15 protein-coding genes and 2 pseudogenes are annotated in these 12,670 nt (G+C 70.0%); 14 read left to right on the forward strand and 3 right to left on the reverse strand.

What is annotated here, in order from left to right:
• Positions 1 to 21: 21 nt before the first annotated feature.
• The 3 genes from OP79_RS51595 to OP79_RS56920 are packed head-to-tail and all read right to left on the reverse strand — an operon-like array spanning position 22 to position 852.
• Positions 22 to 189, reverse strand: a complete 168-nt coding sequence (locus tag OP79_RS51595; RefSeq protein WP_245685306.1) for a hypothetical protein — start codon at positions 187 to 189, stop codon at positions 22 to 24.
• A complete protein-coding gene (locus OP79_RS13235; protein WP_245685307.1) occupies positions 186 to 482 on the reverse strand; it encodes a hypothetical protein in 297 nt (98 codons plus the stop codon). Before OP79_RS13235 ends, OP79_RS51595 begins: the two co-directional genes overlap by 4 nt.
• Positions 483 to 513: 31 nt before the next feature.
• Positions 514 to 852, reverse strand: coding sequence for a DUF4383 domain-containing protein (locus OP79_RS56920; protein ID WP_245685308.1), 339 nt, complete (start codon positions 850 to 852; stop codon positions 514 to 516).
• A 367-nt stretch (positions 853 to 1,219) separates the two neighbouring features.
• Between OP79_RS56920 and OP79_RS13240 the strand changes: the two genes are divergently transcribed.
• From OP79_RS13240 to OP79_RS13300, 14 genes and pseudogenes are all read left to right on the forward strand, one after another.
• Positions 1,220 to 1,747 (forward strand): hypothetical protein, encoded by a 528-nt coding sequence (locus OP79_RS13240; RefSeq protein ID WP_033320307.1) that lies wholly within the window; start codon positions 1,220 to 1,222, stop codon positions 1,745 to 1,747.
• 261 nt (positions 1,748 to 2,008) lie between these two features.
• Positions 2,009 to 2,500, forward strand: coding sequence for a DUF2243 domain-containing protein (locus OP79_RS13245; protein WP_051744621.1), 492 nt, complete (start codon positions 2,009 to 2,011; stop codon positions 2,498 to 2,500).
• Complete coding sequence (locus tag OP79_RS13250; protein WP_078491770.1) at positions 2,497 to 3,522, forward strand: cytochrome c oxidase assembly protein; 1,026 nt, start codon at positions 2,497 to 2,499, stop codon at positions 3,520 to 3,522. Before OP79_RS13245 ends, OP79_RS13250 begins: the two co-directional genes overlap by 4 nt.
• Positions 3,523 to 3,565: 43 nt before the next feature.
• Positions 3,566 to 4,024, forward strand: coding sequence for a hypothetical protein (locus OP79_RS13255; RefSeq protein ID WP_342669521.1), 459 nt, complete (start codon positions 3,566 to 3,568; stop codon positions 4,022 to 4,024).
• Entirely contained in the window at positions 4,021 to 4,269 is a 249-nt protein-coding gene (locus tag OP79_RS13260) for a hypothetical protein (protein WP_033320308.1), read from the forward strand. Before OP79_RS13255 ends, OP79_RS13260 begins: the two co-directional genes overlap by 4 nt.
• A 194-nt stretch (positions 4,270 to 4,463) precedes the next feature.
• Positions 4,464 to 4,574: pseudogene (locus tag OP79_RS51605) on the forward strand (hemerythrin domain-containing protein); the annotation flags it as partial.
• Positions 4,575 to 4,790: 216 nt separating this feature from the next.
• Complete coding sequence (locus OP79_RS13270; protein WP_033320310.1) at positions 4,791 to 6,119, forward strand: OFA family MFS transporter; 1,329 nt, start codon at positions 4,791 to 4,793, stop codon at positions 6,117 to 6,119.
• Entirely contained in the window at positions 6,091 to 6,246 is a 156-nt protein-coding gene (locus tag OP79_RS55970; RefSeq protein WP_169786188.1) for an MFS transporter small subunit, read from the forward strand. The genes OP79_RS13270 and OP79_RS55970 overlap by 29 nt, the downstream gene beginning before the upstream one ends.
• Before the next feature lie 134 nt (positions 6,247 to 6,380).
• Positions 6,381 to 7,319: a beta-ketoacyl-ACP synthase III gene (locus OP79_RS13275; RefSeq protein ID WP_033320311.1), complete on the forward strand. Its 939-nt coding sequence runs from the start codon at positions 6,381 to 6,383 to the stop codon at positions 7,317 to 7,319.
• Positions 7,320 to 7,464: 145 nt separating this feature from the next.
• Positions 7,465 to 8,142: a GntR family transcriptional regulator gene (locus tag OP79_RS13280; protein WP_033320312.1), complete on the forward strand. Its 678-nt coding sequence runs from the start codon at positions 7,465 to 7,467 to the stop codon at positions 8,140 to 8,142.
• Between the two features lie 307 nt (positions 8,143 to 8,449).
• On the forward strand, positions 8,450 to 9,631 hold the full coding sequence (locus tag OP79_RS13285; RefSeq protein WP_033320313.1) for an ROK family transcriptional regulator: 1,182 nt from the start codon (positions 8,450 to 8,452) through the stop codon (positions 9,629 to 9,631).
• Positions 9,632 to 9,797: 166 nt separating this feature from the next.
• Positions 9,798 to 11,315 (forward strand): sugar ABC transporter ATP-binding protein, encoded by a 1,518-nt coding sequence (locus tag OP79_RS13290; protein ID WP_033320314.1) that lies wholly within the window; start codon positions 9,798 to 9,800, stop codon positions 11,313 to 11,315.
• The gene (locus OP79_RS13295) at positions 11,312 to 12,331 is read left to right on the forward strand and encodes an ABC transporter permease (protein ID WP_033320315.1); all 1,020 of its coding nucleotides are present in this window, start codon (positions 11,312 to 11,314) and stop codon (positions 12,329 to 12,331) included. Before OP79_RS13290 ends, OP79_RS13295 begins: the two co-directional genes overlap by 4 nt.
• Positions 12,332 to 12,442: 111 nt before the next feature.
• Positions 12,443 to 12,670 (forward strand): annotated as a pseudogene (locus tag OP79_RS13300) (twin-arginine translocation signal domain-containing protein); the annotation flags it as partial.

Raw genomic sequence — 12,670 nt, forward strand, 5'->3', positions numbered from 1 at the left:
ACGGGGCGCCCAGCAGCACGGTCAGCGTTGCATCCCCATGGGGATGCAGCCGCCGATGAGATGCAGATCGGAGCCGCAGGTGGTGCCCGCGATCAGGCGTACGACCACGTCCTGGTCGTTGCGCAGGACGGGATCGGGCACCTGATCGACGGCGAGCTTGTTGACGCCTTCCCAGCACAGAGCCTTCACAGCACTCCCTCCCCACTCGAGCGGCGGCTCAGCGGCCCGATGAGTTTCCCGCCCGGGGTCTCGTGTGTGGTGGGCGGTGCGTCGGGCCGCATGACCTCGCCCGCCTCCAGCAGCGCCTTGGCCTCACGCAGGGGCAGATCCTGGCGGGGGGCCTGCCCCGCGAGTCTGGCGGGTACGGAGTGCGCGGGAGCCGGAGGCGGCTCCTTGGGCCGTACCGACAGTTCCGTCCCGCGGTCTCCGGGCGCGGGGCCGATCCGGGTTTCGATCCGATCGCCGTACTCCTGCAGCGGCACCGGCAGCTTCTCGGGCTGAATGTCGCCCGGTTCACAGTTGATCGTCGCTGTCAGCCAACGGTCGCCGTCGGCCCGGGACGACGGGCGCGACCTCGACCGTCGGATGACGACGGTGGCCCCGGCGGCGAGCCCGGCTGTGGCCGCTCAGAGTGGTTTCCTCGACATCATCAACGCTTACCTCCCGGCGAAAGTGTCGGTGCGGCGACGGGTGAGCAGCGCCCGGAGCGCGATAAAGCCGACGCCGAGACCGAAGTGCAGCGTGGTCGTCGGCGATGTTCAGCGGTACGAAGTCGGCATCGCTGTCGTGGCCGACGATCAGACCGTACAGCCACAGCACCAGGCAGCCGGCGCCCCCGCCCAGCAGGACCATGCGGGCGCCAGGCGCGGTGCCGGCCAGGCGAGGCCCGCCACACCGAGGCCACGTGTACCGCCGCCCCGACCGGCAACGCCGCCTGCTGGACAGCGGTACCGGCCCTCTTCACGGTACGTGTGCGCGTCGTCATGACGGCCGGATCTTCGTACGCACGCATCCGGCGAGCGCCTGTGTGCGGCGAGTACCGGCTCCGTCCGGCCATCCCACCGGAGGGCCGGACTCGTGCCGACACGTTTGCGTCAGCGGTGCGGGAGCTCGTGCGAACCGATCTCCGTATGCCCGCTGCGCGGGGCTCGGCCCCGCAGCCGCGCCGAACTCGCCAGGTGGGGTGTGGTGTCGTGCCCCGCCGGGTACCCGGCGGGGCATGTTCAAGCGTGCACTGTGGCAGGGGCTGCTCGCCGGTACGGCCGGGGCGGTGCTGATGACGCTGGGCGAGAAGACGGAGCAGCGCCTCACCGGCCGACCGGACTCCCACGTGCCGGCACGGACCCTCGAGCGTCTGGCCGGCATCAGCGAGCGGTCCGGTCAGCAGCCGCGACCGGTGAATCTGAGCATGCACTTCGGTCAGGGCGCCCTCCTGGGCATCCTGCGCTCGGTCATGGCGCACTCCGGGCTCCGTGGGCCGTGGGCCTCGGCCCAGTTTGCCGTCGTACGGCTCACCAACGACCAGATCCTGGAGAACGCCACCGGCGTCGGAGCCCCGCCACAGACCTGGCCTCGACGGGAGCTGGCCGTCGACCTGCTGCACAAGGCCGTCTACGCCTTCACCACCGGAGCTGTCGCCGACGCCCTGGCCGGCCCCACCGGACCCGGCCGGCGACATGCCGCGCTCCGCCCCGGCCGCCGACCGCACGTCGGCCCTCCACCCCGAACGGACGCCTACGGCCGATAAGACCAGGGTGCGCGAGGTGCATCGGCACGGAACGCTCCACCGGTCGCCACTCCCTGACTTCACCGGCAAAGCGTTGCCCTCAACGCCAACCAACACGATCCCGGCTCTGTGCCCAGGGCATCGAAGCCCTTCTCGGTCTTGCCACCTGGCTGATCATCCACCGCCATGTCCAACGCCTTTGTCAGGACCTCTTACAGCCGTCGACGGCGCCGTCGTGACGGACAGCAGCCGGCGCGCCCGCACAGAGGAAGGCAGATGCCCATGAAGGAATCGGCCCAGTCGGACACCGCCTCGGCTGCGCGCCCTGAGCCCCGGAGGTCGATGGCCGTGTGGGCGCTGATCGGGGCGGCGGTGATGGCCGCGGTCGACGAGATCCTCTTCCATCAGATCTTGGGCTGGCACCATTTCTACGACCGTTCCACCACCAGCGTGGGCCTGCTGTCCGACGGGCTGCTGCACAGTGCCGAACTGCTGGCGCTGGTCGCCGGGTTCTTCTTCCACGCCGATCTGCGCCGTCGCCAAGCTCTGGCAGCGGCTCACGCGCGGGCGGGGTTCTTCCTGGGTCTGGGGATCTTCCAGCTGTTCGACGGGATCGTGGACCACAAGCTGCTGCGCCTGCACCAGATCCGCTACGGCGTGGATGCCACCCCGTACGACTGGGCGTGGAACATCACCGGCCTGGTCCTGCTGCTCATCGGCGTGGTCCTCGCCGTGCACGCGGGCCGTCGCAGCGGGGCCGGGCCGGCATCGTGACACTCGCGCACGTCCACCCGGGCGCGGCTACCGGCCCCGGTACGGCCGAGCTGCTCACAGCTGTGGCCGCGCTGCTGGTGTCCGTGGCGTATGTGCTGGCCGCAGGGCGTCTGCGGCGTCGCGGGGATGCCTGGCCCCGGTGGCGGGATGTGTCGTTCACCGCGGGGGGCGTCGCTGTGGCCTGGGCGGCGGTGGGAGGGCTGCCGGGAGGACCGTTCACCGGGCACATGATCCAGCACCTCGTTGTGGGCATGGCCGCCCCGCTGCTGCTCGTTCTGGCCCGCCCTCTCACCCTCGCCCTGCGGGCCCTCGCGCCCGGCCGGGCGCGACGATTCCTGCTGGTCCTCGCGCGCTCGCGTCCCGTCGGTCGGCTCGTCTTCCCTCCGCTGGCAGCCCTGCTGGATGTGGGCGGCCTGTGGCTGCTCCACCGCACAGAGCTGTTCGCGGCCATGCGACACCAGCCGGTGCTGCACGGCGTGGTGCACGCGCACATGCTCGCGGCCGGGCTGCTGTTCGCTTTCGCCGTGTGTCAGCTCGATCCGGTAGGCCGCCGCTGGAGTATCGCCGTCCGCGGTGGCACCTTGCTGGCCGCCGGCGCCGCACACGGCGTGCTGGCCAAGACCCTGTACGCGCTACCGCCACCCGGCACCGACTTCACCACTGCCGACCTGCACAGCGGGGCCCGGTGGATGTACTACGGCGGCGACGTGGTGGAGGCGGCCTTGGCCGTGGTGCTGGGGGTGGGCTGGTACACGGTCGGCGGACGTGCCCGGGCCCGTCGCACGCGCCGAAGTCGGTACCCGTCGCGGCGAACTCTCCAGCCCAGCGACAGGCAGGGCCTCCCCGAGCTCCCCACGGTGACCGGACCAGACGCAGCCTCGAAGCAGAGGTTGACCGACTCAGCCGGGGCACTCGGTGAACATCGACAGCTTCGAGACCCCGAGGGAAATCATGAACGTGACAGCACGAGGTACCGGCGACGGTCAGACACGGCAGAGAAGGCTGGACATCTATCTCAATGATCACCTGGCCGGAGCGACGGCCGGTGCAGAACTCGTCCGGCGCATGGTCCAGGAGCACGGAGATTCGCCATACGGTGACGATCTGAAGAACCTGGCGGCGGAGATCTCGCAGGACCGGCAGGCCCTGCTGCAGCTCCTGGCCGACCTCGACGTTCCCGTAAAGCACTACAAGGTCTACGGGGCATGGCTGGGCGAGAAGATCGGGCGTGTGAAGCCCAACGGGCGCCTGCTGCGTCGCTCCGGCCTCACCGTGCTGGTCGAACTCGAAGCACTGCGGCTGGGGGTACAGGGCAAGGCGTTGCTCTGGCGCGTCCTGCGCTCCGTAGCGGCACAGGACTCACGCCTGGACTCCGACCGGCTGGAGCAACTGCTGCAAAGGGTGCGGCAGCAGATCGGGACGTTGGATTCCCTGCACGACAGGGCCGCAACGGCGCTGCGGGCCTCTACCCCACGACTGGAAGCGACATCACAAGCCGCCACCCGGAAGGACGCACCCCTGTGATCACGTCTGAGCAGATCGAGGCCCTGCTCGCATCCGACGCCGAGGGCCCCACACTGATCGTCACAGCCGGCACCGTCGTGGTCGTTCCCGCGTCGGCGCTGGACAGCGAACGGTACCGAGGGGCTGTGGAGATCATCTCCCGACACGACCTCGTCGCCCAGCTCGGCACCGACGCACCGTCCCGGCGTGATCTCAAGGAGACGGCCGCTCGTCTGGACACCGCTGTGACACAGCTCGGCGCCTGAGAACGTCTGTCCGCAGATCCGGCGCCGCGGGGCCCGACGGCCTGCGGCCCGTGGCTCCGTACGGCACCGCGCACGGCGATCCGCAGCTGCGCCATTCGCCGCCTGGCTGTTCCGCCCGGTTGCCACCGTTCTTGCCGGTTAACTCCGGACGGCGGCCGGTACTCGGCGGCGAGTACCGGCACCAGACCGAGGGCCCGCACCCCGGCACCGAGTCCGCGGCGAAGAATCTGACCCTGGGCCCGATCGCCGCGGTGGCCGACCGAACCCGGGACGCCGTACGCAAGGCCATGGGCAAGGACCGCTGAACGGCGTCCGCTCCATGGCCGACACAGCCCGCAACTCCGGGGCACCGAAGCGGACTTGCCGCGGTCCGGCGCGGAGCCCGCCCAAGGCCACGGGATGCCGCCCGTCGGCCTCCGGCGACCGTTCGTCGCGTCCGGCATACCGTTCATCGCATACCGTCGACGAGTTCGGGTGGGCCGACTTCCCAACTGAGCGCTCGATTCCTATCGTTCGGGATCATGAGCCCACCCATAGCCCCACCCGGCTGGAGCCGCTGGCTGGTCCCGCCGGCTGCCCTTTCCGTTCACCTCTCCATCGGTCAGGCCTACGCCTGGTCCGTGTTCAAACCGCCCCTGGAATCCGCACTCGACCTCAGCGGTACGCAGAGTGCGCTGCCCTTCCAACTCGGCATCGTGATGCTCGGGTTGTCCGCCGCGTTCGGCGGGACGCTCGTCGAGCGGAACGGGCCGCGCTGGGCGATGACCGTGGCCCTGATCTGCTTCTCGTCGGGCTTCCTGCTCTCCGCGCTCGGGGCCGCCACCGAGCAGTACTGGCTGATCGTCTTCGGCTATGGCTTCGTCGGCGGGATCGGTCTCGGTATCGGGTACATCTCGCCTGTCTCGACGCTCATCAAGTGGTTCCCGGACAGGCCCGGCATGGCCACCGGCATCGCCATCATGGGCTTCGGCGGCGGTGCGCTGATCGCCTCGCCCTGGTCCGCGCAGATGCTGGAGTCGTTCGGCTCCGACAGCTCCGGGATCGCGCTCGCGTTCCTCGTGCACGGGCTGTCGTACGCCGTGTTCATGCTGCTCGGCGTCCTCCTGGTGCGCGTGCCGCGCAGCGAGAAGCCGGTCGCCTCCGGGCCGAGTGCCTACGAGGGCGTGCAGGTGTCGGCGCGCAACGCCGTACGCACTCCGCAGTTCTGGTGCCTGTGGATCATCCTCTGCATGAACGTCACGGCGGGCATCGGCATCCTGGAGAAGGCCGCCCCGATGATCACGGACTTCTTCGCGGACACCTCGACGCCGGTCTCGGCATCGGCGGCGGCCGGTTTCGTCGCGCTGCTCTCGGCGGCCAACATGGCGGGCCGTATCGTCTGGTCGTCGACGTCCGACCTGGTCGGGCGCAAGAACATCTACCGGCTGTATCTGGGCGCGGGCGCGCTGATGTACGCGCTGATCGCATGGGTGGGGGACTCCTCGAAGCCGCTGTTCATCGTCTGCGCGCTGGTGATCCTCTCCTTCTACGGAGGCGGCTTCGCGACCATCCCCGCCTATCTGAAGGACCTCTTCGGCACCTACCAGGTCGGCGCGATCCACGGCCGGCTGCTCACCGCGTGGTCGACCGCCGGAGTCCTCGGACCGCTGATCGTCAACTGGATCGCGGACCGGCAGGAGGAGGCGGGCAAGTCCGGAGAAGCCCTGTACGGAACGTCCCTGATCATCATGATCGGGCTGTTGGCCATCGGCTTCGTCGCCAACGAACTCGTACGCCCCGTCCATGCCCGCCACCACGTCCCCGCCCCGAAGGAGGCCGAAGATGTCCACGAGCGACAGCAGTCCGCCTAGCGCACCGGCCGGTACGCCGCCCGGCCGTCGCGGGCTGATCGCCTTCTCCTGGGTGTGGGTGGGGGCGCCGCTCGCCTACGGTCTGTACGAACTGGTGCGGAAGGCGACGCAGCTGTTCACCGGGTAAGTACTCGGGTGTCCGAGCGTTCAACAAAAGCCGACAAGGCTGACGCCGCTTTCCTGTGGCTTCACTTGTCTTCGTACCCGTGAGTATCCGAACAGACTGGTGGGCCCTACACCCAGTAATAAGGGGGACCGCCCATGATCGGCTCACGCATCGTCGCAGTCGGCCACTACCAGCCCGCCAAGGTACTCACCAACGAGGACCTGGCGGGTCTGGTCGACACCAGCGACGAGTGGATCAGGAGCCGGGTGGGCATCCGCACACGGCATATCGCCGGACCCGACGAACCGGTCGACGAGCTGGCCGCGCACGCCGCCGCCAAAGCTCTCGCGGCGGCCGGACTCGTCCCCGGCGACATCGACCTGGTCCTGGTGGCGACCTCCACCGCGGTCGACCGCTCGCCGAACATGGCCGCCCGGGTCGCCGCCCGCCTCGGCATCCCATCCCCGGCCGTGATGGACCTCAACGTCGTCTGCGCGGGCTTCACGCACGCGCTGGCCACCGCCGATCACGCCGTACGCGCCGGGGGCGCGAGCCGGGTGCTCGTCATCGGCGCCGACAAGATGTCCGATGTGGCGGACTGGACGGACCGTACGACCTGCGTGCTCGTCGGGGACGGGGCGGGGGCCGCGGTGGTCGAGGCCTCGGAGGAGGCCGGGATCGGGTCCGTTCTGTGGGGTTCCGTGCCCGAGATGGGGCACGCGGTACGGATCGAGGGCACGCCTTCGCGGTTCGCGCAGGAGGGGCAGAGCGTCTACCGGTGGGCCACCACTCAGCTCCCGCCCATCGCGCGCAAGGCCTGCGAGCGGGCGGGCCTGGAACCCGAGGACCTCGCCGCGGTCGTCCTGCACCAGGCGAACCTGCGCATCATCGAGCCGCTCGCCGAGAAGATCGGCGCCGTGAACGCCGTCGTCGCGCGCGATGTCGCCGAGTCCGGCAACACGTCCGCTGCGAGCATCCCGCTCGCCTTCTCGAAGCTTGTCGAACGCGGCGAGATCTCCACCGGCGACCCGGTGCTGCTCTTCGGCTTCGGCGGCAATCTGTCGTATGCGGGACAGGTGGTCCGCTGCCCGTGACGTGCGGGTTCGCCGTGATGTGACGAGTCCAACTGCCCCTCGCCCTGGCCGGTGTGCGCCGTAGACTGTAGACGAAAGACAATTGATACTGGCTGGCACTGGCTTTTCGGTTGCCGCGCTGCCGTTGCCCAGGAGGGGGACCGCGATGTTGTCGACAGGACTGCCGCAGGGGGCGGTACCCAAGCTCGAACGGCCGGGGCCGCTCAGGGATCGCGTGTACGAGGCGCTGCTTGAGCTCATCACGACGCGGGCCCTGCAGCCCGGCCAGCACCTGGTCGAGAGCGAGCTCGCCGGGCATCTCGGGGTCTCCCGGCAGCCGGTGCGTGAGGCCTTGCAGCGGCTGAACACCGAGGGCTGGGTCGATCTGCGGCCCGCGCAGGGCGCGTTCGTACACGAGCCGACCGAGGAGGAGGCGGACCAGCTCCTCACGGTCCGTACGCTCCTGGAGGCCGAGGCCGCCCGCCTCGCCGCCGCGAACGCGGGCAGTGCCGGTATCAGTGCCCTGGAGGAGCTGTGCGCCGAGGGCGAGCGGGCGGTGGACGCCGACGACGTGGACGGCGCGGTCGCGATGAACGCCCGCTTCCACGCGAAGGTCATGGAACTCGCGGGCAACGCGGTCCTCGCGGAGCTGGCCGCGCAGGTCGACCGCCGGGTCCGCTGGTACTACACCCCCGTCGCCCGCCAGCGCGGCCACCAGTCCTGGATCGAGCACCGCGAACTCATCGCGGCGATCTCGACCCGCGACGAGCAGCGCGCGACGGAGGTCATGCGCGCCCACACGGAGCACACGCGCAGGACGTATCACGCGCGACAGGGAGCGTAGCGCCGCCGGGCGCATCGCCGGCCCTACCCCCAGGGGCTGCGCCCCTTCGACTCGCCAGAGGCTGCGCCCCTTTCGACCCCGCTTCCGGGGGCCGACCCCCGGACCTCCGGTCCTCAGGCGCCGGGCAGGCTGATTTTCAGCCTGCCCGGCGCCTGAGGCACCAGCACCCCTCTCTTTGTCCTGTCAGTGGAAAAAGTCAGCGCTAATTCCTGCGCAACTTCTTCCCACTCCCGGCAACCGCTGCTACGTTCCCCTCGAAAGCACGACGAAGCTGTGCCGATGAGGCGGGGAGGGGCTCGTGAGACGTATGACGGCGCGACCCGCGAACGCCCACCAAGCGCGGCTGCTCAGGCTGTTGCGTGATGACGGGCCCAACTCCCGTGCCCAGCTGGGCGATCGGGTCGACCTCTCGCGGTCCAAGCTGGCCGTGGAGGTCGAACGTCTCCTGGAGACGGGACTCGTGGTCGCCGACGGACTCGCCGCCTCGCGCGGTGGCCGCCGGTCCCACAACATCCGGCTCGCGCCCGCTCTGCGCTTCCTCGGCGTGGACATCGGCGCGACGTCGATCGATGTGGCCGTCACCAACGCCGAATTGGAAGTGCTGGGACACATCAACCAGCCCATGGACGTACGCGAGGGCCCGGTCGCGGTCTTCGAGCAAGTCCTGTCCATGGCGGCGAAGTTGAGGGCTTCGGGGCTCGCGGAAGGTTTCGACGGCGCCGGCATCGGCGTACCAGGGCCCGTCCGTTTCCCCGAGGGTGTCCCGGTCGCCCCGCCGATCATGCCGGGCTGGGACGGGTTCCCGGTGCGCGAGGCGCTGAGCCAGGACCTCGGCTGCCCCGTCATGGTCGACAACGACGTGAACCTGATGGCCATGGGGGAGCAGCACGCGGGCGTCGCACGCTCCGTGGGCGACTTCCTCTGCGTCAAGATCGGCACCGGTATCGGCTGCGGCATCGTCGTCGGCGGTGAGGTCTACCGCGGTACGACGGGCAGTGCAGGCGACATCGGCCACATCCTCGCGGTACCGGACGGCCGCCAGTGCGCCTGCGGCAACCGGGGCTGCCTGGAAGCCCACTTCAGCGGCGCCGCGCTCGCCCGCGACGCCACGGAAGCCGCCCAGCAGGGGCTGTCGCCGGAACTGTCGAGCCGCCTGGAGACGAACGGCAGCCTCAGCTCCGTCGACGTCGCCGCCGCGGCCGTCGCGGGCGACACCACGGCGCTCGATCTGATCCGCGAGGGCGGCTTCCGCACCGGCCAGGTCATCGCCGGACTCGTCAGCTTCTTCAACCCCGGCCTGGTGGTGATCGGCGGCGGGGTGACCGGCCTCGGCCACACCCTGCTCGCCGCGATCCGTACCCAGGTCTACCGTCAGTCGCTGCCCCTCGCGACCGGCAACCTCCCGATCGTTCTGGGGGAGTTGGGCCCCACCGCCGGAGTCATCGGCGCGGCCCGGCTCATCAGCGACCATCTGTTCTCACCCGCTTAACGCAGCACGTCACGCTCACCAGGGCCGCACGTCACGCTCGCCAGCGCCACGTAAAGCCACCAGCACGACGACACCCTGCCACCACTCCGACTCAGCACCCCGCACCGCCCCTGCCCTACCCCGCCCTGCCCTGAACCGGCCCGCACGCCCGCCAAGGGGAACCGTCATGGCATCCGAACCACCGCTGCTCACCATGTCCGGGATCACCAAGTCGTTTCCCGGCGTCCGCGCGCTCGACGGCGTCGACCTCGACGTCCAGCCCGGCGAGGTGCACTGTCTGCTCGGCCAGAACGGCGCCGGGAAGTCCACCCTCATCAAGGTCCTGGCCGGCGCCCACCAGCCCGACAACGGCACCATCAACTGGCGCGGCGACCCCGTCACCCTCCGCTCGCCGATCGCCGCGATGCGCCTCGGCATCGCCACCATCTACCAGGAACTCGACCTGGTGGAGGGCCTGTCGGTGGCCGAGAACGTCTATCTGGGTCATGAGCCGACGGCCGCCGGTTTCGTCGTACGACGCAAGGGCGCGCGCTCATCAACTGCCGCTCTCCTCAAGCGACTTGGCCACCCGGAGATCGATCCGGCCCGGCTCGTCGGCGACCTGTCCGCCGCCCAGCAGCAGATCGTCTCCATGGCGCGGGCGCTCTCCCACGACGTACGCCTCATCGTCATGGACGAGCCGTCCGCCGCCCTCGACCCCGACGAGGTCGACAACCTCTTCCGCATCGTCGGCGACCTCACCGCGGACGGCGTCGCCGTCGTCTACATCTCGCACCGCCTGGAGGAGATCCGCCGCATCGGCGACCGCGTCACGGTCCTCAAGGACGGGCGCGCGGTGGCCGGCGGGCTGCCCGCGAAGTCGACGCCGACGCGCGAGGTCGTGGCGCTGATGACGGGACGGAACGTGGAGTACGTCTTCCCCGAGCGGCCGGTGCGCGACGCGCTCCCGGATCCGGTGCTCGAGGTCAAAGGCCTTGCCCGCGAAGGAGAGTTCGCACCCCTCGACCTCAGCCTCCGGCCGGGCGAGATCGTCGGCCTCGCCGGACTCGTCGGCTCCGGGCGCTCCGAGATCCTGGAGACCATCTACGGCGCGCGCAAACCGACCGCAGGTCAAGTCCTCGTCGAGGGAAGACGGTTGAAGCCGGGCAGCGTACGGGACGCCGTCCGCGCCGGGCTCGGACTCGCCCCCGAGGAACGCAAGGCGCAGGCCCTGCTGATGCTGGAGTCCGTCACGCGGAACGTGTCCGTGTCCTCCATGTCCCGCTTCTCGTACGGGGGTTGGCTGGACCGGAGCGGCGAGCGGGAAGCGGCCCTGAAGGCCACGCGCGAGCTGTCGCTGCGCCCCGACAACCCCTCCGTGCCCGTGCGCACCCTTTCCGGTGGCAACCAGCAGAAGGCCGTACTGGCCCGCTGGCTGCTGCGCGGCTGCCGGGTGCTGCTGCTCGACGAGCCCACCCGCGGCGTCGACGTCGGCGCCCGCGCCGAGCTGTACGCCGTCATCCGCCGCCTCGCCGACGAAGGCCTGGCCGTGCTCCTGGTCTCCAGCGAAGTCCCCGAAGTCCTCGGGCTCGCCGACCGCGTCCTGGTGCTCCGCGAGGGCCACGTCGTGCACACGGCGCCCGCCCGGGAGCTCGACGAACCCCGCGTACTCGACCTCGTCATGGAAGGAACTCCGGCGTCATGACGCAGCACGCATCACCGCCCCGGGATGACACCCCGAAAATGTCGCCGGTGGAGGGACCCAGCCCCTGGCGGGCACTCACCGCCCGCGCCGACGTCCGCACCCTCTCGCTGCTCGGCGTACTCGCCGCCCTGATCATCATCGGCGGCATCACCAAGCCCGACCAGTTCCTCGACACCCGCAACCTCCAACTCGTCCTCACCCAGGCCTCGGTCATCGGTGTCGTCACCGTCGGCATGACCTTCGTCATCGTCTCCGGCGGCATCGACCTGTCCGTCGGCGCGATCGTCGCGCTCGCCTCCGTATGGGCCACGACGGTGGCCACCCAGGAGTACGGATTCATCGGCATCCTCTTCACCTCGGTGATCGTCGGCGTGGGCTGCGGCCTGGTGAACGGCATGCTGATCGCGTACGGCGCCATGGTCCCGTTCATCGCGACGCTGGCCATGCTCGCCTCGGCCCGCGGGCTGGCCCTGCAGATCACCGACGGCAACACCCAGGTCGTCACGGTCCAGAGCGTGCTGGACCTCGGCGGACGCGACGCCTACGTCCTGGGCATCCCGCCGCTGGTCATGGTCTTCGCGGTGGTCACTGTCATCGGCTGGCTGCTGCTCAACCGCACCACCTTCGGGCGGCGCACGGTCGCCGTCGGCGGCAACGCGGAGGCGGCCCGGCTCGCGGGTATCGACGTACGCCGGCAGCGGCTGTACCTGTATCTGCTCTCCGGGCTGTGCTGCGGTATCGCCGCCTTCCTGCTGATCGTGCTGTCCGGTTCGGGCCAGAACACCAACGGCAACCTGTACGAACTCGACGCCATCGCCGCCGCGATCATCGGCGGCACCCTGCTCAGCGGCGGTCGCGGCACCATCGTCGGCTCGGTGCTCGGCGTCCTGATCTTCACCACGATCACCAACATCTTCGCCTTGAACAACCTGCAGAGCGACGTCCAGCAGATCGCCAAGGGCGCGATCATCGTCGCCGCCGTGCTCGTCCAGCGCCGTACCGCACACACGACTTGACGCCCGTACGGCATGCACGACTTGACGCCAGTACCGCCAGCACGACCTGAGGCCTTAGGGCCAGCACGACTTGAGTCGTTTCGCACGTCCTTCACGGAAGGGTCCACCGCCATGCCAGAGTTCACCAGCCGCAGAGGACTGCTCTTCGGCACCGCCGCCGTCGGGGCCGGTGCGCTCCTCACCGGTTGCACGAGTAACGAGTCCAGCGACGAGCCGGCCTCCAACGACCAGCCCGCCGCCGACGACAAGCCGGGCAAGGCCGTCACCATCGGCTTCGCCGGCCCCCAGGCCGACCACGGCTGGCTGAACGCCATCAACGACAACGCCAAGAACCGGGCC

The organism is Streptomyces yerevanensis (assembly GCF_000716805.1).
GTDB classification, from domain to species: domain Bacteria; phylum Actinomycetota; class Actinomycetes; order Streptomycetales; family Streptomycetaceae; genus Streptomyces; species Streptomyces flaveus.

Coding starts and splice junctions, on each gene's coding strand:
- OP79_RS13270 (WP_033320310.1), top strand. CDS start 4,791: ATGAGCCCACCCATAGCCCCACCCGGCTGGAGCCGCTGGCTGGTCCCG.
- OP79_RS13275 (WP_033320311.1), top strand. CDS start 6,381: ATGATCGGCTCACGCATCGTCGCAGTCGGCCACTACCAGCCCGCCAAG.
- OP79_RS55970 (WP_169786188.1), top strand. CDS start 6,091: ATGTCCACGAGCGACAGCAGTCCGCCTAGCGCACCGGCCGGTACGCCG.
- OP79_RS13285 (WP_033320313.1), top strand. CDS start 8,450: ATGACGGCGCGACCCGCGAACGCCCACCAAGCGCGGCTGCTCAGGCTG.
- OP79_RS13245 (WP_051744621.1), top strand. CDS start 2,009: ATGAAGGAATCGGCCCAGTCGGACACCGCCTCGGCTGCGCGCCCTGAG.
- OP79_RS56920 (WP_245685308.1), bottom strand. CDS start 852: ATGGTCCTGCTGGGCGGGGGCGCCGGCTGCCTGGTGCTGTGGCTGTAC.
- OP79_RS13240 (WP_033320307.1), top strand. CDS start 1,220: ATGTTCAAGCGTGCACTGTGGCAGGGGCTGCTCGCCGGTACGGCCGGG.
- OP79_RS13255 (WP_342669521.1), top strand. CDS start 3,566: ATGGTCCAGGAGCACGGAGATTCGCCATACGGTGACGATCTGAAGAAC.
- OP79_RS13280 (WP_033320312.1), top strand. CDS start 7,465: ATGTTGTCGACAGGACTGCCGCAGGGGGCGGTACCCAAGCTCGAACGG.
- OP79_RS13290 (WP_033320314.1), top strand. CDS start 9,798: ATGGCATCCGAACCACCGCTGCTCACCATGTCCGGGATCACCAAGTCG.
- OP79_RS13295 (WP_033320315.1), top strand. CDS start 11,312: ATGACGCAGCACGCATCACCGCCCCGGGATGACACCCCGAAAATGTCG.